Source organism: Vibrio sp. Isolate33 (assembly GCF_022397895.1).
In the GTDB taxonomy this organism is placed as follows: Bacteria; Pseudomonadota; Gammaproteobacteria; order Enterobacterales; family Vibrionaceae; genus Vibrio; species Vibrio pomeroyi.
This window is the reverse complement of sequence record NZ_JAKEUP010000004.1, coordinates 53,850-77,204: the sequence shown is the minus strand read 5'-3', so window position 1 is coordinate 77,204 and position 23,355 is coordinate 53,850. Positions and strand designations below refer to the sequence as shown.

The following is a 23,355-nucleotide window of genomic DNA, read 5'->3' as shown; positions in this document are numbered from 1 at the left end:
ATTTTTAATTTAGTGGATTGAATGAGAGACGTCGAAGCGATCATTAAGCATGTTAAACAAGGCTGCAAAACCAATGGCAAACAGTTTACGGCAAAGAGACTGTTGATATTGCGTGCGTTGGTACACGCCGACAAAGCGCTGTCTGCCTATGAAATTGTCGATTACTGTAAAGAGCACTTTGATCAGAATGTTCAGGCGATGTCGGTTTATCGAGTGTTGGAGTTCCTAGAAGAACACCACTTAGCGCATAAACTGAAAGTCTCCAATAAGTTCATACTTTGCGACCATATTCTTTGTGAACATGAGCATGGCATCCCCCAATTTTTGATCTGCTCCAAGTGCGACAAGATCAGCGAGCAAACCATCCACCCTGCCATTATTCGTGACCTTCAATCTCATGCTAAACAAGAAGGCTTCACCGTTGTTAGCCCTCAGTTAGAGATAAGTTGTGTGTGCGACGAATGTGCGAACCAAAATGAGCCCGCTTCCACTCGATGATGCTCCTACTCTCTTAAACACTCTCAACAGTATTAGCCCTATCAACAAGGAGAAAGTGAAACGCTATGTCTGCAACGCTCATAAAGAATGCCCGCGTGGTCAACGAAGGCATCGTCACCGAAACAGATGTAATGGTCGTCGACCAGCGAATCGAAAAGATCGCGAACCACATAGAGCCAAGCCCAAACGATGAGGTCATTGACGCTCAAGGCTGTTACTTAATCCCTGGAATGATTGACGACCAAGTTCACTTTCGTGAGCCGGGTTTAACACACAAAGGCTCAATCGCTACTGAGTCACGAGCTGCGGTCGCAGGCGGTATTACCAGCTATATGGAGATGCCAAACGTAAACCCTGCCACAACGACCATTGAAGCCTTAGAAAAAAAGTTCGATATTGCAGCACAAAGCTCTCTAGCAAATTACTCGTTTTATCTGGGAGCGACCGAAGACAACCTCGAACAAATTAAACGTCTCGACCCAACTAAACACTGTGGTGTAAAGGTGTTTATGGGCGCTTCAACGGGCAACTTGTTGGTTGAAGATCCTCAAGCACTCGATGCCATATTCCGTGATTCTCCCGTCCTAATTGTCACCCACTGTGAAAGCGGGCCTGTTATCGCCAAAAACCAAGAACAATTAAGAAAAGAGAAAGCGGTTTTCACGATTGAAGATCACCCCATTCTAAGAGACGACAAAGCCTGTTATGCCTCTTCTTCTTATGCGATTGAGCTAGCTAAAAAACACAACAGTCAACTTCATGTGCTGCACATCACGACAGAAAAAGAACTCGCTCAGTTTGAAGCCGGTCCCATTCTAGGAAAACGCATTACCGCAGAAGCTTGTGTCCATCACCTATGGTTTAGCAATAAAGATTACGTAACACTCGGTAACCAAATTAAGTGCAATCCAGCCGTCAAATACCCTAGTGATAGAAACGCTCTATTAGCAGCGTTGAGCACGGGCCAAATCGACATCATCGCGACAGATCACGCGCCACATACATGGGAAGAGAAACAAGTTCCTTACGAACAAGCACCTGCAGGATTACCTCTGGTCCAGCACGCCCTATTGAGTCTATTTGACCACGTACGTACTGGAACTTTAACTGTCGATCAGGTGGTCGAGAAAACCGCACATAACCCAGCGATCCGTTATGCGATACAGGAACGCGGCTATATCCGTGAGGGCTACTTCGCCGATTTAGTATTAGTCGATCCACAGACACCAACTCTAGTCAGCAATGACAACAGCTTGTATCAATGTGGATGGTCACCGTTCGCAGGGCATGAATTCTCAGCTCAGATCAAGCACACCTGGGTCAATGGATCCAAGGTGTATAGCAATCCAGAATCCCCAGAGAACCAAAATACGCATACCGCTGATACATCAAAAGACATATCGAGTGATATGGTCACTTCAGCAATGAGGCTGTCATTCGAGCGCTAGTCCAGCAGTTATTACCATCAATAAAAAGAAATCAATATGTTAAGAAGAAATCCAAGCGGTCACATGCCAGAAGTATCGGAGACCGCTTTCATTGACCCGACCGCCATCATCTGTGGCAAGGTCATCATTGAAGACAACGTCTTTATTGGTCCTTACGCTGTGATTCGTGCTGACGAGGTCAACGAACAAGGTGACATGGAAGCCATTGTGATTAAGCGCGACACCAACATTCAAGATGGTGTGGTTATTCACTCAAAAGCTGGCGCAGCCGTCACTATTGGTGAACGCTCATCCATTGCTCACCGATCGATCATTCATGGTCCTTGTCAGGTCTGTGACGACGTATTTATTGGCTTCAATTCCGTCGTGTTTAATGCGGTGATTGGCAAAGGTTGTGTGATTCGCCATAACTGTGTGGTGGACGGACACGACTTACCTGAGAACTTCCATGTACCACCAATGACCAACATCGGTTCAGGGTTTGATTTGAACAATATCTCAAAGGTACCACCTGAGTATTCTGCGTTTTCAGAGTCCGTTGTTTCGGCAAACCATACCCTTGTTCAAGGTTATAGGAGAATTGCCAATGAGCTCTGATAAAAAGCCTCTCTTGGGTATTCCAACCAATATCATTACTGGCTTTCTCGGCGTGGGTAAAACCACGGCGATTCTCAACCTAATGAAGAACAAACCCGCAGATGAGAACTGGGCTATTTTGGTGAACGAATTTGGAGAAATTGGCGTTGATGGCAGTTTGATCCAAGGGAACGACAGCAAACAACAAGTGTTTATCCGAGAAGTGCCTGGTGGCTGTATGTGTTGCGCAGCTGGTTTACCGATGCAAATCGCACTAAATCAACTGCTGTCTGAGGCGAAACCTGACCGCTTATTGATCGAGCCGACAGGACTTGGTCACCCTAAAGAAGTGCTAGAAGTCTTGTCTTCTGAGCACTACCGTAAGGTGTTGTCACTTCAGAAGAACGTGACTTTGGTCGACGCCCGTAAGCTATCTGACACACGCTACTCTGAACACGATACCTTCAATCAGCAAATCACCATTGCCGATACCATCGTGGGTAATAAAGTCGATCTCTACAAAAGTGGCGATGAAGAAAAACTGACTGAATACGTCGCACAGGTTTGTCATCCAGACACCAAACTCATATTTGCTCATCACGGTAAGATCCCTTTCGGTGAGTTTGATGGAGACACCAACTTTTACCATCAACAAGCTCATGGGCACCATCACCACCATCATCATGAACAAGACAAGCCACTCGCTTCAGAATTACCGATGCCAGAGAGCGGTATGATAAAGGCGAGCAACCAAGGTGAAGGGTTTGAAAGTATTGGTTGGCGATTCGCGGCTGACAAACTGTTCGACCGTCAGCAATTGCTTAAGGTATTAGTTGGACTCAAAGCCGAACGAATGAAAGCGGTGTTCATCACTCAAAGCGGCATCTTTGGTTACAACCTAACGGAAGATGGTCTAACAGAGTGTGAACTTGATGAATGCAATGAAACCAGAATTGAGGTAATTGGTCAGGCCATAGACAGCGACCTAGAAACTCAACTGCTTCAATGCTTAGTCAGTTAATCGCTAAGAGCAAATCTACTTTCCCCTGAGTGACATAATCTCAGTCACTCAGGGTTCAAATGAAAGCCACTTGGCCCTGGACTTAAGATGTCGATATATCATTGGTCTTTTTCTGATGGCTAAACGATATAGTCTTTCATACATTGAGCCTGTAAGTTGCACCTCCAAACTCGTTCTATTCACCTAATCCAAATCAGGCCATCTCAATGTCAAAACACAGCATTAAAATATTGTTACCTCTGTTCCTTTTCCCTTTATCTGCACTGGCTTCTGACTGTTCGCAAAAGATTGGCTGCGAGAAAAAAGCGTGTGAAATTGAAATGAAGATTGATATCGCGAAAGCCAACGGATATGACAACAAGCTAGAAGGACTGACAGACGCTTTAGATCAGGTAAATACATACTGTACCAACGAAGAACTAAAATCAGAGCTAATGGATGACATTGAAGACGCGCAAGAAGAAATCGTTGAGTACAAAGAGGAACTTCAAGAAGCGCAAGACTTCAACGAAGACGACAAGGTCGCTAAATACCAAGGAAAGATCGACGAAGAAAAACAAAAAATTGAACAGTACAAACAAGACCTGTCTCAGTTAAATTAAGCCTGACTGGTTTTAGACGGTTTAACTGTCATACCTATTGGCGTCCAACTACTCGCTACAACAATGATCAAGATATCGCCATGAGTGTCGTGAATTACAACACTCATGGACTATTTAGCGGACTCGTTAGCTGCTAAAAGTTCTAATTCACCGAAACCAAGCGCTTGTCGGCCAGTGCCATAGCAATGTTGGCTTTAGCGTAAGCACTTTCATTAATGAAATGTGGATAGATGTCTTGTTCACGCTCCCAGTAAATATCATAGCCAAAGAAAGTCGCGAGTATCGGCTCACCCTGCTTCACTACCTCGAAATCTCGACCACAGATCGCTGGGTGCACAGTAGCAACACGCATACCGTCTGGGCCAAGCGGAACATTCACCTCTTCAACATAGAAAAAGGCATCGTAGTCTTCTAACGCTTGTACTTGGTTGAGGTTGTGCTTCTCAACGTAATCAAGAACCATGGTCAGCATCTGCTTCATCAGTTTAAGAGTATCGAACTTCAGTGAACCATGTGCCTGAGCACCAACTTCAATCATTACACCACACTTCCCGGCAGTACAAAGGTAAGGCTGCTCATCCCAAGGCTTTCTATCTTCAAACAGAATATTAGCTTCTGGCATTCGTTGTTTCACATACGCGCCCATTTTTTGATAGAAAGCATCATTGGAAAGCAAGATTAATGTCGCCCCCATATTGCTGGTTGTGTTGTGCAAATCCACAATCAGTTGTTGCTCTGTGCTCGCGTGTCTATCTATAAACTGTCGCGCAACTGTGTACTCAGCTAAACCAGCAGTGTCGTCGTGATTAGCATTAGAAAACTGACGGTTTAGGTCCGTATCAAGGTATCGAACGTTCTGCTCTACCGCTTTAGGGTTTGCGATAACTGAATTCGTAGAGAATGTAGAACGATCGGCGGCATACATGCGCTCTTTGATCAGTTTGTTTAGGTAGATTCCAGAAAGCTCGTTACCGTGAGTTCCGGCAACCAGTAAGACTTGATTGATGTTATCCATGTAATTGATTTCCAAGTATCGAAAGTGCAAGTCATCCTTGCATTATTGTTACGATATAACATAACAACAATATACCTATTTCTCCAGAAGACTTAACGAGCAAGCATCAGATAATTCCAAGTAACTATGAGAACGCTAAACCGCAACGATATTTCACCTCGAAACCTACACATGAAAAGGCCCCGTGATGGCGAGGCCTTAGTTCCTTAATCAACAATGTAGCTTCAATGATTAGTTTACATCGTGCTTCTTTACTGCAAACGACATCATGATTGCTTAGCGAGTTTTCCTTCCGTTTCTTTGTCATCTAATGTTTTGGTGATCGCTGCCTTCGCAGGTTTCACGATTAAGCCAATCCCAACTAAGAACAGCACAGATGCAACCACTTGTGCGACTGACAATACTTCGTCATACATAAAGTAACCACTGATCAATGCAAAGATTGGCACGAGCAAGGTTAACGGTGCGGTCGTGCTTAACGGATATTGGATTAACAACTTATTCCATACCCAGTAACCAAACAATGTGGTTGGGTAAGCCTGAAACAGAACAGCAATCGTCGTGTTCCAATCCCATTGTTCCATCCCCTGCCAGATGATTTGATCACCGTGTAACATCACAGCAAACAACACCAACGGCACTGGCGCAAACAGCATTCCCCACACATTAAATGCAAAAGCCTGCTTAGTTTTAGACGCCTTAACAATCACGCCCATTAGCGTCCAACTGCAGGCTGCAATCATAATCAAGACAACACCATTAACGGTGACATTGCCCTTTGCCGCCGAGACTAATACCGCGAGTGCACACATAGCTAACATCGCACCCATTAACTTACGAGCCGACGCGCTTTCTTTGAAAACCCATACCCCAACAGCCATACCGATTAATACGTTGGTAGAAAGCAATACCGACGACAACCCTGATGAGAGTCCAGCTGTGATTGACCATGAAGCCATGCCCCAAATACCCACACCAAACACTAAGCCATAACTCACTAAATAGCGCCACGCGACATTCGGTCTTGCCACAAAAAATATCACTGGAATCACCGCTAGCGAGAAACGCGCTGCGGTTGCCAACAACGGATGCACATTGGTCACACCCATTTTGATCATCGAGAAATTAAATCCCCAAATTGCCATCACGAATACCGCTAACAACAAATCATTTCTTTTCATACTGACCCCTCCTTTGTTTTGAAAGAGTATCCCTTGAACAATAAAACCGGTACAGATACAATTTTTACAATAAAAACCAGTACAGTTAACAACGGTAGTGACCATGAGTATCTACAGAAAGCTTGCGAATCAGTTCATTGATGAAATTGAAACCGGGAAAAGGCCCGAAGGTGGACGCATGCCGTCGCTGCGCCAATTAGCTAAGCAGCAAGCCATCAGCATATCGACCGTAGTCAGCTGTTACCAGGAATTAGAATCACAGGGTTGGATTCATTCTCGCCCGCAAGCCGGGTATTTTGTCTCGCCTCACAAGCCAGTTCATTCAACACCTGAATGGGCACAGTTTGAGAGTAAGGTTTCCAAAGTCAGACAAACATCATCGACTCATAACTCAATCAATGGACCTTTAGGGGTCTCAAGCACCACTAATGATGAACAATCGATTGTTGAGCTAGAACGCAGTTTCCGCCGTTCTATCAAACGTATGGGCGACAGGCTTAATCACTACCCTGATACACAGGGCGAGCCAATGTTAAGACAAGCTTTGTCCACCCACTTCGCCAAGCTCGATGTGCACTTTTCACCTGAAGAAATGGTGATCACTGCAGGCTGCATGTCGGCGATTAAAGCCGCTCTCGAATCCTGTACCAAAGAAGGCGACACCATTGCCATCAGCTCACCTTGTTTCAACGGTATTCTGGAGTTGCTCGGCAAAATGTCACGCCATATCATCGAGATCCCGTCTTTGGATGACGGTGTCGACCTACAACAACTGGAAGCACACCTGAAAAACAAACGTGTGGATGCTGCTATCTTCTGTACCTCACATATGAATCCTCAAGGTATCAATATGTCAGCCAGTCAAAAGCAAAAACTGGCTGAATTGGCGAATCACTATCGAGTACCCATCATTGAAGACGATGTCTATCTAGAGCTCTCTTACTCATCACACACACCATTGCCTGCAAAATACTATGACAAAGGTGGATACGTGCTGTGGTGTGGTTCGGTATCGAAAAGCCTTTCACCCAGCTATCGTTTAGGCTGGTGTTTGCCAGGAAGGTACATAGACGAGTACAAAGCTCAGTTTTCTGCAGCGAGTTATGGGGTCGCCCTACCGACCCAACTTGCGGTTGCTGATTTTATCGAGTCTGGTCAGTACGCCAAACACGTTAGAAGACGATGCTCTCAAATCCTCTCTTTACGTCAGCAATACCTAAGCTATTTAGCCCAACACCTTCCTCAAAATGTGAAGATCAGTAACCCACAAGGTGGCATGGTGCTTTGGCTACAAATACCCAATCTAAATCAACAAGCTTTTACTCAAGCGGTTACGGCTCAAAACCTTGATATCAGACTTGGCCATCTGTTCAGCACTCTTGATCTTTACAGCAACTGTCTGCGCATCAATTTTGGTTATTCACTTGAAGGAGAAGCCAAGCAACAATTGGATGACTTGATTAAACTTATTCATCAATGTGTCAGTGATTAGACTGTTTTCAGAGCTTTCTCTCACAGCTTTGATTCTTAGTCCGTTCATCGCTAATTGTTATAAAAGAGGCGGTTATTATTCTGATTAGAATTGGGTTAAAGCTCGTTACCGTAAGGAAATCCATTCGCCTCAAAACCCTTAAATGCTGAGTTTGCAAGCACCCACAAAATTATGCAACTTGGCTAATGACACATCACTTTTTATCTTCAATATACAGCCGTCAGCGCTGGCGTTATCCTGTATTTGAAGAGAACTATTATGAGTGATAAAACCAAAAAAAAACCATTACCTTCCTTTATTGAAGAACGCTTGAGCTTCTATATTCAAGACCTAATTACCCAGAACAAAAGCCAGAAACACTTGGTTTTGGGTAAACGTCCATCGCGCGATTCCGTTGTCATGCAAAGCAATGATTATTTATCTTTGTCACACAACAAAGCAATCCAACAAGCCCACCAAGCGGCGATCAGCGACCACGACGACAATGTGGTGATGTCTGCGATTTTCTTACAAGATGCAGACTCTAAACCTGCATTTGAAACCGAACTCGCCAACTATGTTGGAATGGAAAGCTGCCTGCTTTCTCAGTCTGGTTGGGCTGCCAATATTGGGTTGCTTCAAACTGTCTGTCCACCAAATACGCCTGTGTATATCGACTTCTTTGCGCACATGTCGTTATGGGAAGGTATTCGCGCGGCGGGTGCGACAGCTCATCCATTTATGCATAACAATATGAGTCACTTACGTAAGCAACTGGAACGTCATGGTTCTGGTGTGATTGTTGTTGACTCGGTTTACAGCACCATTGGTACTATTGCCCCGCTCCGCGACATCTACGAAATGGCGCAAGAGTTTGATTGTGCTGTTATCGTCGATGAATCGCATTCATTAGGGACACACGGTGAAAAAGGTGCAGGCTTAGTGCAAGCTCTTGGGCTCACTGACCAAGTCGACTTTATCACCGTCAGCCTAGCCAAAACCTTCGCTTATCGTGCAGGCGCAATCCTTGGGTCTAAGCAGCTCTCTGATACTTTGCCGTTTGTCGCTTATCCCGCAATTTTTAGCTCAACCGTATTGCCGCAAGAAGTGATTCGTTTAGAGAAAACATTGGATGTAATTAAAGGTGCAGATGACAAACGAGAAGCCCTGTTTAAGCGAGCACAGTCGCTTATTACGGGCCTCAAACGGATCGGCTTTAACATCCGTAGTGAATCTCAAATCGTCTCGCTAGAGTGCGGAAATGAAAGAAATACAGAGCGAGTACGCGATTTCCTTGAAGAGCGAGATGTGTTCGGCGCAGTGTTCTGCCGTCCAGCGACTGGGAAGAATAAGAACATCATCCGATTTTCAGTGAATGCCGACATGACGCCACGCGACGTTGACCATGTGCTCACGGTTTGTCATGAAGCGTACCATCACCCAGAGTTAGAGTTCGTATAACTCTGAACACACTAATTCTTTAACTAAAAAACGGCAGGACAGAATGGATGCTACCATGTCGCTAAACAAAAAGAGCCCACCAATTCGCTGAGCTCTTTCTTGTATTTGAGTCACCTACAAAACACTCTTGTAGCTCAACCTATAACATTCACTAGATCCAGTGAGCAATCTTATCGAACAGCCGATTTTTATCCGCGGGTTTGACGATGAAATCAGACATACCTGATGATTCCATTTTTTCCAAAGTGACGGGGGAACTGTCTCCGGTATGGGCAATAATCGGCACTGAAGAGTATGCTTTGTTGGCACTTCGAATTCGGCGAGACGCTTCCACACCATCCATGACTGGCATTTCGATATCCATGAGAATCAAGTCAATATCATCACTATCCAACGCGTCTAACGCTTGCTGACCATCTTCTTTCTGCACAACATCAAAGCCCTGCTTTTCCAGTAACATCGCGGTAAAACGGCGCAGAGATTCGTTGTCATCCACCACCATGATCGTACGCTTATTCGCAACCTCTAGCGGTTTTACTGGTACAGACGCCATCACGTAATTGGAATCGAAAAGTAAGCGGTCGATGGTCGCTTTGGTATTGAGTAGCCAAACCTGAGTTTCCACCCAAATAGGCTCGAAAGAGACGTTACGCACACGCCTAATCGGATGATGCTCATAGAGGTAAATGATTCGAGCTTCGGTAAACGAAAGCAGTGACTCAATTCTCTCCAAACAACTAGCTCGTAGATCCAAGCTCTCCATATCAACGAAAACCAAATCAAATTCGAACTGATATTCCTTATTTTTAAGCGCAGAGGCAACATCCATAATAGTGAGGTCAAAGCCCATAAAACGCGACATCTCGGTCATTTTACTGGTCAGAACCTTCTGGTCACTGATCATCACCACACTCTTTAACTTAGTCAGCTCGCTCTTTATCTCTTTCACTGAGTTGGATGTCAGAGATGGGAACGTCATCGTGAATTGCGTCCATTGTTCCACTTCCGACTGACATTTAATTTCGCCACCAAACGAGCGCATGACCTTCTGACAAAATGGCAAGCCTAAGCCGTAGTTACCCGATTGGCCTGTGGTGTAGAAGTCTTGGAAGATACGTCGAATCACATCGCTTGATATGCCAGAACCGTTATCCGTCACCATGATTTGATTGGTGACTTCATCACTGCACATCGTGACATGAATATGGAAATCTTCAGGGCTGCGATGGTGGAATGCGTTCTTGAACAGGTTGTACATCACGTACTTCAACAAGGTATCGCTACCTAAGAAGTCAAAGTCGCTTTGTACGTCTAAAGAGATTGCAGATTTATCGGCGGTGCGTTTGTAATTAAAGCTGGTAATCGAATCCTCAACGACCGCTTGCGCCGAATGCTTTTTAAAGGTCGAGCGAGACACACGGTTTTCATCAATCGAAGTCAGTAACAAATCAATAGTTTCATTACCTGAGTGGATGATCTCCATCGCTTCATCACCCACTTCTCGCAACTGGATAACGTCTTCATTGCTCAGCGCATATTGCCCTTTATGGTCGCCACTTTTAGGGTTCGGCAGTATGGATTGCATGACATCAATAGACGTTAATAAACCACTTAAAGGGTTTCGCATCTCGTGGGCAATACCGGCACCAAAAGACTTAGCCAGTGACACCTTATTTTCATGTTCCACCTGATTACGGAAGTAGAACAAATTGCCGAACAGGTAGATAAACAAGAAGATGGGAACATGCGTCCAGTCCATTGTAATTTCTAGATAGAAGCCTTGTGCCACCCAAGCACATAAAGTCGCAATGCCGATTCCGGCAAAAGTTTGAGCGAACATAACTTTAGTGACGTGCACTAATAAAATATGCAGGAATATGGCCGACATGAAAGACATAACCCAAACATTGGACCAATTGTTCATCAGCAGCATATAAAAGAAGAAACACGGCAAGCAGAGGGTTACTGCAACCTGGTAGTAAGCCGGAAGGTATTTGCGCCATTCAAATGGCACACGATTACGAAAAATAATGCCTAAGAATAATAACGAACACGCTAGACGCAGCGGTAGGTTCTCATAAGGTTGAGGGAATAAAAATTCCCATACAATGTAGTAAATGGGAAAGCCGACAAAGCCCATCCAACCCACAAGGGTGAGATTAGGTTCTGCGTATTGATAAACTTTGCGAATAGCGTTCATACGAAATACTTTGTTCTCTAAGCCCTAACGTTTACTGGTTCTATGGTTTAATTTTTATTCTTATATTTAGGCGCCGATTATATTACACATCCCCTGTCAGCAGTGAGGTTTCAATCAAATATATATGAAGGTATTTGCTTTTAATCTTAAATTTTGGGGCTTGTGTTTATGCTTATAAAAACAACAAGGCCTCGTGAATACGAGGCCTCCTAATAGATATGCAATGCTAGTTCAGTAACGAGCCTAACGTATCGGTAAATAGATGTGAGTTATCAAATCGCATTCGTCCACTTCGTGAACAAGATTCACATAGTGGAAAAAGCATGGAAAATCCCTTAGTTCCTCTCCACTTTCAGGTAACCAATTTCGATACAAGTAGTAAACGGTATCACTGATTAGGTCATGGCTTCCATTGTGAACAGCAACAGCGCATCGACCGCCAGGAATAACACCAGACTTCACACCAAAGGCATTTTTCGGCACATTGCCTTGGTGTACTCCGCAAATATCAAAACGAAACTCGTCTTCCACGGTATCAGCCGGGTCGGAATAAGGCACCCCATAAGTGTGGCTCGTTTTTACGGGAGAGAGCCCTGTCGATTTTCTCCAATCAATAAACTTGGCTGCCGTGTTGTAGACAAGCTTAGGGCTTCCCTTATGTTCAATTAAAGCGACTTGTGTTTCACAAAACTCTACGACTTTTACGTCCATTACCCTGTCTCCAATTTTCGGTGGGTTAAACTCATACTTTGAATGCCAAGATGGCCAATGTGGCTGTTTTCTAAACTGGGAGGGCGTTTGCCCAAAGTTTCTAGAAAATGCACGAGAAAACCCCTCGAGACTTTCAAAATGCGCTTCAAAGGCAACGTCTGTAACACTGTGTTCTGGCTCAAAAGCTAATCGAAAAGAAGCTCGTTTTAAGCGCGCCAACAGTACATATTGAATGGTGCTAATACCCATGAATGATTTAAAAACACGGTGAAAATGGTATTTAGAGCTCGCGCCAACAGAGCTTAACTCTTCCAAACTCAAAGCTTCATCTAAATGGCCATCGATGAAGTCACATACCTTCCGTATTCTTCGTTCATGGTGCTTCACTACATTCATTTTTCTCGTGCCCAGTTAAGAATTCATAGAAATGATACCCACAGAGAATCGCATTCGCCTGACTGAGATTGCGATGTTCGCTAGGTAATGTGCTTTTAACACTATCGATAAGTATATGTTTTTATAAAAACGAATGGAGGCTATGTTGATTTTAAAAGGAAATATCTCATGATGAGAAATTGAAAATAGGCTCTTTAGCCAATACGGAGCTAAAGAGCCTTACTTTCCATAGTTAGCGGTCACAGTCGAGCTGTACTGCTAGCCAATGTACTTAGCGAATAGAATCAAAAGCTAAGTGAGTTCCAGTTTCGCATTAATGCTGACGATTTCTTGCTGCCATTTCTGTTGCAGATCTGGCTTCTGGTGTTTCGCTTTGCGTGACTGGTCTTGTCTTAGTAACTCTTCCAACTCTAACAGCCTTTCCAACAGCAACTCGTCATCATTTTGAGCTAGCTCAGGCGATTGATTTTCACTGGTCGTGGATCGTGATAACACAGTGCTCCGAGTTTCCCCTTCCACCTCTATGCTATCAACCTGATTACCGACAGCCATAGCCTCATAAACCGCGTCTAAGTAAGTCATTTCCACCAGCTGACCGTCATTGATATACCAGAATCGATTACATGAACTCTCGATGAGTTCTCGATCATGGCTAACCAGCAACAGGCCGCCTTCGAAACGAGTTAAACAATCAGCCAATTCTTCCTTACCTTCAATATCCAGGTGGTTCGTTGGTTCATCAAGCAGCAGGAAATGATACTTAGCCAGAGATAGCCCGACAAACAGTAGCCGGGAACGCTCGCCTCCACTCAGTTCAGCGATCTTTTGATCGTGTCTTTCATAAGAAAAACCCGCGCTGATCAAAGCCATTTTTCTGGCTTCCTGAGAAACCGGATAAAACGGGTACAACGAATCTATCAAAGAATGTTCATCGCTCAATTGGTTCAAGCTTTGGTCGTAATAACCCACTTCAGCTTGAGGGTGGAAGTAACCATTATCTTCAAGTTGAGAGGCTTGATAGCTTGCCCATAGGACCTTCAACAATGAAGATTTACCTGCGCCGTTCTTACCTAAGATGGCGACTCGGTCACCACTCTTAACCTGCTGGAACAGAACTTCAAACAAAGGTGCTTGATCTTGCGCGGCAGCGATTGGCACCGAAACTAGTTCAAGTAAGCGATTAGCCTTCATCGACTCACCCGACAGGCTTAGTGTCCATGGCTCAATCGTATCCAAACGCGTCATGCTCGTTCGCAAACCAGCGGCACGTTTCTCCATACTTTTGGCTTTGCGTGCTAGGCCTTCGTTATCGAAATCCCTGCCCCAAATAGCTAATCGCTGCGCACTCTTTTCAATGCGATTAATCTCCTTTTGTTCAGCCTCTTGCCTTTCAGCATCAGCTCGGTCTTTCTCCTCTAAAGCCTTCCTTGCTTGTGTGCAGGTTTGACTAAAGGTTTGCAGTTTTTTATCACGCAGTACCCAAGTACAGTTGGTTACATGATCGAGTAACCTTTGGTCATGTGACACCATCACAAAAGTGCCCTTCCAATCCATCAGAAATTGCTCTAACCAAAGCAAGGTTGGCAAATCTAAGTGGTTGCTCGGTTCATCCAGTAGTAGAACGTCGGGTTCGACAATCAGGGCTCTTGCCACCAGCACTCGTGCGTATTGACCGCCACTTAAGGTGCCAATCGGCTGATCCCAATAGCTTTCGTCAAAGCCTAAATTAGACAAGATGATTTGAGCGCGCCATTGCTCGGATAGTTGAATCTCTGTCGGCAGGTTATCGACAACGGAATCGAGCATAGACATGCTCAGCAGCCGTTTAGGGAGATGTTGCTCAATAAGCGCAACTTCAGCATAAGAGGCGAATGAGACACTACCAACATAGTCTGGTAAGTCTTTGTTTAATAAACGTAGTAAGGTGCTTTTTCCACAACCATTGCTGCCAATTAGGCCAATGCGGTCACCCTTTTTAATGGTGAAAGAAAGCCCATCAAATAAGCGGCATGATGTTAGATCGTAAGAAATAGATGATGTAGATATTAATGTAGTCATTTGTTTACTCAAGTTTCAAGCGCAAGAAAGCGCTGTCGTCATTCGCTGACAACAACCAAGTAAACTAGAGTGAAGAAACTCTATTGAGGGTTATGTTTAATGCTTCGCTCAAGTTTTGGTTATCGCAGCACGATAGTGTTAAAACTTGAGTTTTGGTCGTACCAAAAAATATGCGCAAAGTTAAATTCACACACTTTCATAAAAATCCTCCTTATATTTGTATTGAGTTGAACATTAACGCTAAAAATAAATCACATTAATCGATGAGTCAAAATATTTAGCCGCATTCAGCTTAGCCTGAATTTACCCTAAACTTACGTAAGCTAGGTCACTGTCACTCTGTGCATTTTCCTTGGCGTATCGCCGTAATCTATCACCGCGTAATGCTGCGTTACCCTGTTATCCCAAATCGCCAATGAGCCTGTGCCCCATTTGAAACGAACTTGAAACTCGGGGCGTCGGGCAACTTCAAACAGTTGGCTGAGTAAAGCATCACTCTCTTGGCGGTCGAGCTCATTGATATAACGCGTAAATTGTTCGTTGATATAGAGTGTTTCTTTACCTGTTTCTGGATGAACTTGAACAACAGAGTGAACGACTGGAGGATTTTCCCGAGCAGTTTTGATTAACGACTTGTGCCAATCAAGCTCAATCTGATCCGACTCTATACCTTCAAACGCGACCAGCGAATGGGTCGCTGACAAGCCTCTCAGCTTTGCTTTCATATCTTCATCTAACGATTCAAGTACAGCCGTCATCGAACACCAAATCGTGTCCCCTCCCACATTGGGTATATGCTGAGCATACAACAGAGAAGCTTTCGATGGTAATTCGCGCCAAGTAAGGTCCGTATGCCAGTAGCTTTCCATCGGCGCATTGCCACGCGTTGTTTCTATCACACTCACCTGAGGTACATGTTCGACGCGAGGGAAAAACGGATGCGCCGGTTCAAGTTGCCCAAACCGCTTTGCAATCATCAAATGCTGTTGTGGCGAAAGGGTTTGATCATCCAGAAAAATCACTTGATGAGTTAGAAGCGCCTGATAAACCTCATCAAGTTCAGTCGCACTGCATGTAGCGAGATCGACTCCATGAATACGAGCTCCGATGTGAGGGGTAATGGGTTCGATTTTCAACATAAACTCGCTTATTGATGATGTGACATTTCAGAGTCAATTTAGATACTGACTATTAAACCGGATAATGGAGAGTTTTCTTTCGACACGCTGCTAAAACATCAAAAAAAAGAGCTCCTAAATAGGCGCTCTTTTTGTTTTTTGATACTTCCTGTATCCGTAGACAAGTCCAATCTGTAGTACTTTCACCGAAAGCCAGATCATCGATATCTCCAGTTGTGTATCACCAATAAATCTAGCACACAATCTTTAGGCTTTTCTGAGACACAACCGAGATATTCAACTTAGTGCCATTCCATCTCACCGCTTAGCACTTTGGCACCCAGTTCTAGATCGCCTTCCGTCGCCTTAAATTGTGGGTATGCTTTCTTCATGTAATCAACGATCTCAACAGACGTTGGCTTACTTGTACCTGCCAGCGCATCTTCGATGTCAGCTACGTAATCCAATGTAAATTGCACGCCATTTGTACCCGTTGGCATTTCACCTAAGTAGTGACCCGGAATGACCACTTCAGGCTTAAGTGCTTTCATGCGCTCTAATGATTGTGACCACTGGCTACGAATCTCTTTCGATGCGGTATCTGCCATCCATACATGCACGCCACTATAAACCGACACACCGCCAAACACAGTTTTTTCAGACGGAACCCATAAGTAAGCTTGGTGTGTGTTGATTTCTCTCACCTCGATGGTTTCACCTTCAATGCTCAGCGTGGTGTCGTTAAGAACGGTTGGTACAATGACTTTAGACGGTGCGTTGTCTTCTAAAATTGGCCCCCAATATTCGAGCTTGGCATCTTTGGTACGCTTGATATGTGCAACAACCGCTTCACTGGCAACGATCTCTACGTTTGGAAATGCCGCTACAATCGGTTCTAAGCCAAAGTAAAAATCTGGGTCGCCACTGCTGATATAAATCATCGATAGCTCTTTGCCAGTCGCTTTGATTTGCTCCACTACGTTTTTTCCGTCTGCGACACTAAATTGTGCATCAAACAGAATCACTTCCTTCTCTCCCGAAACCAGCACAGAGGTTGCTGGGAATATTGCATTTTCGCACGGATTGTAATGAGTGATGTTTAACTCCGCTGCAGAGACAACACCCGATGCAGCTAGCATAGCTCCTAAACTCATTGTTCCTAAAAGCGCGGTTCTTGATACAAGAATTTTAGATAACTTTTTCATAGCTTTATTCCGTTATTAAGAGCTGAACGCCTGCCAACTCATTGAGTGTGCAAACATCTTATTTGATTGGAATTAGATGAAATAGACATCAAATTAACTTTCACTGTTGCGGTTTTCGGACATATGCTAATTTTCTGGTAGCGATTAGATTCAAAAATCATTTGGGTAATAAGAACAATGGATAAACTCGAGGCAATGAATGTCTTTGTCACCATCGTTGAGCGTGGCAGTTTGAGTGCAGCAGCCGAACACCTAGAGCTTTCTCGAACCAAAGTCACACGCTATTTGGGTGAGCTCGAAAACTGGATGGATACTCGCCTGCTTCATAGAACCACTCGAAGCTTGAGCTTAACCAGTGCGGGGAAAGAGACGCTTGAAGTCGCGAGAGAGCTGCTTGCCCTTGAAGCATCGTTAGCAGGTATCAGAAATCAAAGCCGCGAGCACTTAAAAGGCCAACTGCGTATTACTGCGAGTTATTCGATTGTCGACAGTTTCTTGATGGACGTGATCAGCCGCTTCATCGACAAATGGCCCGAGGTTTCGATTGATATCGTCTCTACCGATCAAACGGTCAATCTTGTTGAATCGCGCATCGATTTGGCAATTCGCATAACCAACGAACTGACGTCCAATATTGTCGCGAAGCAGCTCGGTGAATGTCGATCTGTGATTTGTGCGTCGCCACAATATCTAAAAGAAAAAGGCACCCCCAAAGACGCGCAAGATCTAGCTCACCACAACTGTTTGTCATTCAGTTATTTTGGTAAAACCGCATGGACGTTTAATGGCCCGAATGGATTGGAATCAGTGCCGATTAAAGGGAACATCAGTGCGAATACGTCTGAGGTTCTGCTTTCTGCCACACTCAAAGGCAACGGTATCTGCTTACTGCCCTTTCCTTCTGTAGAAGGCTTAATAGAAAACGGACGATTGGTTCCTCTGCTCTCTGAATGGAAACCGAAAACGCTAGGTGTGTACGCGGTTTATGGAACACGTAAACAAGTCACACCGCTGTTAAGAGCCTTTATCGATCACCTATCTAACGAGATGGAGCAATCGACAAGTTGGTAGGTTAGCCTTGTCATTAACAAAGCTGATGCGGAATAAGGATTATTCATTTTACTTATCTTCCACCCGACTCTATCGTGGTTAGATTATCCAATCCGCATCAACGAGTGCGTTAATACTATTAGGGAAATATTTATGGCTGCCATTACCGATTTAGATGTTCTTCTCAAATCGATGTCACCTGAGCTCATCGAAGGTAATTATGTTTTCTGTACTGTCGACGGAGCTTTGTCAGACTACATTCAACTCGACCCAATCGCGACCTTTCGTGAAAAAGAAGGCTTAACCTTGGTGCTCGCAGAGGATGCAGCACATCAAGCTCAACTCGATTTCGATGGTGTGTTTAGCTTGATTACTTTGTCGGTACACTCAAGCCTAGAAGCGGTTGGGTTAACAGCCGCCTTTGCTACCAAGCTAGGTTCATACGGCATTAGCGCCAACGTGATAGCTGGCTATTACCATGACCATATCTTCGTTCAAAAAGACAAAGCAGACGAAGCAATGAGCGCGCTTAGGGAGTTTTCAGAAGCGAGCTAACAAAGCGTTCACCAGATACAAAAAAAGCGACGTAATCTACGTCGCTTTGGCTTATTGCTTAATGTCCATTCACTGATCAGGCATCAGCGAACGAGACCGTTAAGCAAGCTTAAAAGTGGCCACTTTGTCACTTAAACCAGCGGCTTGGCTCTTAAGTTCGTTCGACTCAGTTAAGCTGTCCTGTGCGCCTACAACTAGGTGGTCGGTAACATCTTTAATGGTCGTCACGTTCTGGGTAATTTCACCCGTCACGTGTGTTTGCTCTTCAGCAGCCGTCGCGATTTGAGTCGCCATATCGCTGATCAAAGCAACGGCAGTATTGATCTCTTCAAGCGCGTGCGAAGCTCTGTCGGCATCTTCTACTGAATGTATTGCCAGTTTAGAACTGCTTTCCATCAGCTCAACGGCTTGGGTCGTTGTGCGCTGCAGGATATCGATCGTCGATTTGATCTCTTCCGTTGAAGAGTGGGTACGTTGAGAAAGCACACGAACTTCATCAGCGACTACCGCAAAACCACGGCCTTGCTCGCCCGCACGAGCTGCTTCAATCGCCGCATTCAAAGCAAGTAAGTTAGTTTGCTCGGCAATGCCTTGGATTGTCGCTAATACTGTCGAGATCTCTTGAGCGTGCTTGTTAAGTTCGCTAATCACATTGCCTGCTTCGTTCACTTCATTGGCCAAGTTATTGATTGAGCCTTTAGTGTCGACAACCAGAGCATGACCACTATTGGTGCTTGCCGCTGAGTCTTGTGCAGCTTTTGCGGTTTGCTCGGCATGTGATGCAATCTCTTGAGTTGCACAAGCCATCTCGGTTACTGCTGTCGCCACCATAGTGATTTCTTGTTGCTGGTGGTTTAGCTCATCCACAGAACGATTTGCACGCTGGGCACTTTGCTCCGACTGGTTGTTTAGCTGTTCTGATTGTCCACGGATATGACCGATCAACTGCTGTAAACTGCCAACAAAGGTATTGAAGTTCTGAGCAAGCTCACCCACTTCATCTTGATTATCAACATGAATACGTTGAGTTAAATCACCACTACCATTCGCGATTTGTGCCAACGCTTGAGATACATGATTAAGTGGACGGAATAAAATCGTACACAGTAGGTTGAACAACACAGTACATACGATGACAACCAGCAATGTCACCAACACTTGGCCAATCACAGCGTCAAATAACGGTGCGACCAAAGAGTCATGGTTAACCACACTGATGGTGATCAGGTTAGTCCCATCAATCGCACGCGCATACAGTACATAGTCGTTGCCGTTTAAGTCGATAGAGGTGTCTTTACCGCTCACCAACGCTTTTTGTACATCTGCGAAATCAAGCCCAAGTGAGCTGATATTCTTGTTCAATAGCTTGGTATCAGCGTGCGTGTAAACCGTGCCCTTATTGGTCGCGATGAACATGTAACCTTCACCTGGAAGAATCACTTTTTCAAGGCTATTGAGAATGTCGGTGATTTCTACATCCGCACCTAATACAACCTGCTGACCATGCAATTGCATTGCAGTACCCAGCGACACAACGTTAGCGCCCGTTGCCGCCGCAACTGTTGGGTTGTCCATGAACACTTTGCTTGGGTTTGCTACCGCATTGGTGTACCAACCCCATAGACGCGGGTCATCGTTACCCGGTGGCAACACAACACCGTTCGCGTTCTTTTGCGAACCATCAGGAAATGCCAAGAAGACATTATCAAAAGAGGCAGAATCACGAACCTGTTTTAGGTGAGTCACCAAACTTTCTTGTTTAGACTCTTTCGACAGAGAAGTGAGCGCACGCTCTTTGGATAAGATCCAATCTGATACGTATTGGTTGTAAGAAGCCGATGCCCCTTCTAGGCGCTGTTCCACCTCTGTATCCAATCGTTGCAACGATGCACGAAATGAAAGTGCCTCGACCAAAATCCCCCCCAGGATGATGGCCATACTGGCAGAGATCGCCAGCTTATTTTTAAGCGAGAGTTTCTTTAACATAGGAAACCTATAATTTTTATATAAATAACCGTGGGTAACAGAACCGTTCCCATCCGGTAGCAAGCGCATATATTTTACACATTAAAATAAATAATAAAATGGGCTAACTCATTGTATTATCGTTATATGTGAACCAATAACAGATCCAGATCAATTCACAATCGAAAGAATGATATACGTTAATCGGTCGCGTCAAAGCCCCATCCAAAATGCCAAGCCTTTTGCTTCATTTATCTCAATGTAATTAGCGTTCATATTCCCAATGCATTAATCTTATAAGCTGTTAAGTATTCAGAGTTTTCCTATGTCCCGAAGTCAACGTCTCTTCGATCTGCTCCAATTATTACGCTGTCATAAATACCCCGTGTCTGCCGATCATCTCGCTAAGGAACTAAACGTGAGTACTCGTACCATTTATCGAGACATCGTGACGCTTCAAGCACAAGGCGCTGAAATTAATGGTGAAGCTGGAGTTGGCTATCAATTGAAACCGACCTTCACGCTACCGCCGATGATGTTTTCAATGGAAGAATTGGAAGCATTAAGACTCGGTGCTGAATGGGTCGCTAAGCAAGCCAATGGCGAGTTCAGTGAACCGGCTAGAAATGCGATTGCCAAGATTTCGTCCGTGTTACCTGCTGATCATCAAGCCAAACGCAGTGAAGACATTGTGCGTGTTGCTTCAATCATTGAAGTCGCAGAGCTAACCATAGAGCTTTCAGACATCAAGTTGGCAATTAAGCAACAGAACAAAGCCGAAATCCATTACACAGACGCAAAAGATCAGGTTAGCGAAAGAATCGTTTGGCCGATGTTGATTGGCTTGTTCGAACAACACTATGTTTTAGTCGCTTGGTGTGAAACACGCAGTGCGTATCGTAATTTCAGGCTCGATAGAATTACCGAGTGGAAAATGCTTGAAGAAAAATATCAACGCCCGCGTCATGACTTGATCAAAGATTGGCAGAACATGGAAGGCATTGCAGATAAAGTGATTCGCTACTGACAAAAACTGTCACTGACTCGCGCTATATTTCTCTCAACCCAAGCGAACTCGACGCAAATCAAATTGACCAGCCTAGGAGCTACTATGTTTACCATTGATTCATTTGTTCTTTATGTCGCAGACATTCATCGCAGCATGGACTTTTATGCCAAGGCATTTGATTGCGAGCCAAAGCTTCTATCACCAACCTTCGCTGCCTTAGACTTTGCAGGCAACGTAAAAATCACACTTAAGCAAGCGGATGTTCTAACCCCAGCAAGCAGCACCAAAGGTGGTGGCACTGAGCTCTCTATGCCTGTTGAAGACAAAGAGACACTAGAAAATCTTTACCAAGCATGGAAAGAGAAAGGCATTCAGTTTGAACAAGAGCCAGAAGAATCGCTTTACGGCATCAACTTCCTTGCTGTTGATCCAGACGGACACCGTATCCGCATCTTCGCTTAAACGAATATGAGCAAGCTGCACTTGGCCGCTTGCTCATCTCATCTCATCTCATCTCATCTCATAAACAGCTTACTAACCGAAATCTAGCGTCAGCAACAGTCGCGTTTCTTCAGATGAGGTCACTGGCGAACGGTGCACGAGACCCGCATTTTCATTGCCACTCCAACGCTCACCTTTCAATAGCGCTACGTCACCACTCGCCATTTGTTGAACATCAGATTCTCGTGCGTACAAGCCTGATGCAGAATCTGGTTGTCCGTTGCTTCCACGACCTAACTTTGAACGATCGACTGAGTCATTCTGTAGCCATTGTGTTGCAACACCGTGGTAAGTGGTCACCAAGCGACAAGGAACTTGGTCGAAATGAAAACGAGGACACATTGCCTTATTTAAAACCGCTAAACGCAACCCTACTTCTTCAAGTTCAAACAAACAACAGAACATATCCACCAACTGTGCCATGTTTTCTAATAGCGCTTTAGAAGCCGTTCCGTCTGTCGAGAATTCTAATTTCTCGTAGGCATTGTCGGGTGACACGCTAACAGACTTACTAAAATTTGGATTCGACGCGATAAACTCATTAATGTCGTCGATTAAATTAGCATCAAACTTACGCTGCCAAATCGCGATGTTGATATCACTTTGATAGATGTCGGCTAATACCGTGGGCTGCTCCGAAGCACTAACACATGGCTTGTGACTCACCTGATCTTTGATATTCACAGCCGAACTAATATTAAGAGGCTGGCTACTATTGGTGCCAAAGGCTTCGTTAACACGGCATTCATTACGTCTTCTCCTTGATACATGCTTATCGCCTCACTCTTGCTGCTACTATCATGATCTATAGTAAGAATAATCATGATACGTTATAACATATCAATTTAGATATTTACAACTGAGCTTATGGCACTCAACTCAATAGTGATAGCATTGTGAATAATGAAATTCGTTAATAATTTCGGTTGCGTTGAACTTTACAATATATTCCAAGCTTAAATTAAAATCTGTAGGGGAAGTTCTCACCATTTACATAAAGAAGCTGAAAATAAAATTACGATTTCCAGACCCATTGTTAATAATCAAACATAATCAACCTTTATAGCGCTGAAATACCAACCTAAACCTAGGTTAATATTAACATCATTAAGAAACCTGTAGAATAAAAACCACCTAACACATAACCAAATACAATTTCAATATAGAATATATCAAAATGAGACTTTTCATTTTAATTAATTCAATCAATGCTAGAAAATGTACAATTAAAGCAAATACTGAGCAATTTACACTCATAAAAAAACACCAATAAAACATTGTTTTATTGGTGTTTTTTATATCGTAGAATAATGT

19 protein-coding genes and 1 pseudogene are annotated in these 23,355 nt (G+C 44.3%); 11 read left to right on the top strand and 9 right to left on the bottom strand.

The genetic code is table 11. The features are described from left to right. Nucleotides 1-21 precede the first annotated feature (21 nt). The 5 genes from L1D37_RS08955 (at nt 22) to L1D37_RS08935 (ending at nt 4,145) form a co-directional block, all read left to right on the top strand. Nucleotides 22-498, top strand: a complete 477-nt coding sequence (locus L1D37_RS08955) for a transcriptional repressor (protein ID WP_239847667.1) — start codon at nt 22-24, stop codon at nt 496-498. A 65-nt stretch (nt 499-563) separates the two neighbouring features. Further along, nucleotides 564-1,946, top strand: a complete 1,383-nt coding sequence (locus L1D37_RS08950; protein WP_239847666.1) for a dihydroorotase — start codon at nt 564-566, stop codon at nt 1,944-1,946. Between the two features lie 36 nt (nt 1,947-1,982). Beyond that, nucleotides 1,983-2,543 carry a carbonate dehydratase gene (locus tag L1D37_RS08945; RefSeq protein ID WP_176681403.1) on the top strand — a complete coding sequence of 187 codons (561 nt, stop codon included), beginning with the start codon at nt 1,983-1,985 and terminating at the stop codon, nt 2,541-2,543. Beyond that, a complete protein-coding gene (locus L1D37_RS08940) occupies nt 2,533-3,543 on the top strand; it encodes a GTP-binding protein (RefSeq protein ID WP_239847665.1) in 1,011 nt (336 codons plus the stop codon). Before L1D37_RS08945 ends, L1D37_RS08940 begins: the two co-directional genes overlap by 11 nt. Nucleotides 3,544-3,749: 206 nt before the next feature. Then, nucleotides 3,750-4,145 (top strand): DUF1090 domain-containing protein, encoded by a 396-nt coding sequence (locus L1D37_RS08935; RefSeq protein ID WP_239847664.1) that lies wholly within the window; start codon nt 3,750-3,752, stop codon nt 4,143-4,145. Nucleotides 4,146-4,287: 142 nt separating this feature from the next. On the opposite strand, the gene L1D37_RS08930 is transcribed toward L1D37_RS08935, so the two are convergent. Continuing rightward, nucleotides 4,288-5,160: an aspartoacylase gene (locus tag L1D37_RS08930; protein WP_239847663.1), complete on the bottom strand. Its 873-nt coding sequence runs from the start codon at nt 5,158-5,160 to the stop codon at nt 4,288-4,290. 266 nt (nt 5,161-5,426) lie between these two features. Next, nucleotides 5,427-6,341 carry an EamA family transporter gene (locus L1D37_RS08925; RefSeq protein WP_239847662.1) on the bottom strand — a complete coding sequence of 305 codons (915 nt, stop codon included), beginning with the start codon at nt 6,339-6,341 and terminating at the stop codon, nt 5,427-5,429. Between the two features lie 103 nt (nt 6,342-6,444). Between L1D37_RS08925 and L1D37_RS08920 the strand changes: the two genes are divergently transcribed. Further along, nucleotides 6,445-7,833 carry a PLP-dependent aminotransferase family protein gene (locus L1D37_RS08920; protein ID WP_239847661.1) on the top strand — a complete coding sequence of 463 codons (1,389 nt, stop codon included), beginning with the start codon at nt 6,445-6,447 and terminating at the stop codon, nt 7,831-7,833. A 258-nt stretch (nt 7,834-8,091) separates the two neighbouring features. After that, entirely contained in the window at nt 8,092-9,273 is a 1,182-nt protein-coding gene (gene cqsA, locus L1D37_RS08915) for an alpha-hydroxyketone-type quorum-sensing autoinducer synthase (protein WP_239847660.1), read from the top strand. Nucleotides 9,274-9,424: 151 nt separating this feature from the next. On the opposite strand, the gene L1D37_RS08910 is transcribed toward cqsA, so the two are convergent. The 5 genes from L1D37_RS08910 to L1D37_RS08890 form a co-directional block, all read right to left on the bottom strand. After that, complete coding sequence (locus L1D37_RS08910) at nt 9,425-11,473, bottom strand: hybrid sensor histidine kinase/response regulator (RefSeq protein ID WP_239847659.1); 2,049 nt, start codon at nt 11,471-11,473, stop codon at nt 9,425-9,427. 243 nt (nt 11,474-11,716) lie between these two features. Continuing rightward, nucleotides 11,717-12,580, bottom strand: a complete 864-nt coding sequence (locus L1D37_RS08905) for an AraC family transcriptional regulator (protein WP_239847658.1) — start codon at nt 12,578-12,580, stop codon at nt 11,717-11,719. A gap of 291 nt (nt 12,581-12,871) precedes the next feature. Continuing rightward, entirely contained in the window at nt 12,872-14,638 is a 1,767-nt protein-coding gene (locus L1D37_RS08900; RefSeq protein WP_239847657.1) for an ABC-F family ATP-binding cassette domain-containing protein, read from the bottom strand. Nucleotides 14,639-14,961: 323 nt separating this feature from the next. Beyond that, nucleotides 14,962-15,777 carry a TauD/TfdA family dioxygenase gene (locus tag L1D37_RS08895; RefSeq protein WP_239847656.1) on the bottom strand — a complete coding sequence of 272 codons (816 nt, stop codon included), beginning with the start codon at nt 15,775-15,777 and terminating at the stop codon, nt 14,962-14,964. A 281-nt stretch (nt 15,778-16,058) separates the two neighbouring features. Then, nucleotides 16,059-16,961: a Vmh family MBL fold metallo-hydrolase gene (locus L1D37_RS08890; RefSeq protein ID WP_239847655.1), complete on the bottom strand. Its 903-nt coding sequence runs from the start codon at nt 16,959-16,961 to the stop codon at nt 16,059-16,061. 177 nt (nt 16,962-17,138) lie between these two features. Between L1D37_RS08890 and L1D37_RS08885 the strand changes: the two genes are divergently transcribed. Next, nucleotides 17,139-18,032, top strand: coding sequence for a LysR family transcriptional regulator (locus L1D37_RS08885; protein ID WP_239847654.1), 894 nt, complete (start codon nt 17,139-17,141; stop codon nt 18,030-18,032). A 132-nt stretch (nt 18,033-18,164) separates the two neighbouring features. Continuing rightward, a complete protein-coding gene (locus tag L1D37_RS08880; RefSeq protein ID WP_239847653.1) occupies nt 18,165-18,566 on the top strand; it encodes an ACT domain-containing protein in 402 nt (133 codons plus the stop codon). Between the two features lie 99 nt (nt 18,567-18,665). Here L1D37_RS08880 and L1D37_RS08875 read toward each other — a convergent pair whose 3' ends face one another. Then, a complete protein-coding gene (locus tag L1D37_RS08875) occupies nt 18,666-20,552 on the bottom strand; it encodes a methyl-accepting chemotaxis protein (RefSeq protein ID WP_239847652.1) in 1,887 nt (628 codons plus the stop codon). 304 nt (nt 20,553-20,856) lie between these two features. Here L1D37_RS08875 and L1D37_RS08870 point away from each other — a divergent pair, with 304 nt between their 5' ends. Together L1D37_RS08870 and L1D37_RS08865 are read left to right on the top strand one after the other, a co-directional pair. After that, complete coding sequence (locus L1D37_RS08870; RefSeq protein WP_239847651.1) at nt 20,857-21,558, top strand: YafY family protein; 702 nt, start codon at nt 20,857-20,859, stop codon at nt 21,556-21,558. A gap of 84 nt (nt 21,559-21,642) precedes the next feature. Further along, the gene (locus L1D37_RS08865; protein WP_239847650.1) at nt 21,643-22,002 is read left to right on the top strand and encodes a VOC family protein; all 360 of its coding nucleotides are present in this window, start codon (nt 21,643-21,645) and stop codon (nt 22,000-22,002) included. 72 nt (nt 22,003-22,074) lie between these two features. Here the strand turns inward: L1D37_RS08865 and L1D37_RS08860 are convergent. Next, nucleotides 22,075-22,790: pseudogene (locus tag L1D37_RS08860) on the bottom strand (DUF1826 domain-containing protein). Nucleotides 22,791-23,355 lie beyond the last annotated feature (565 nt).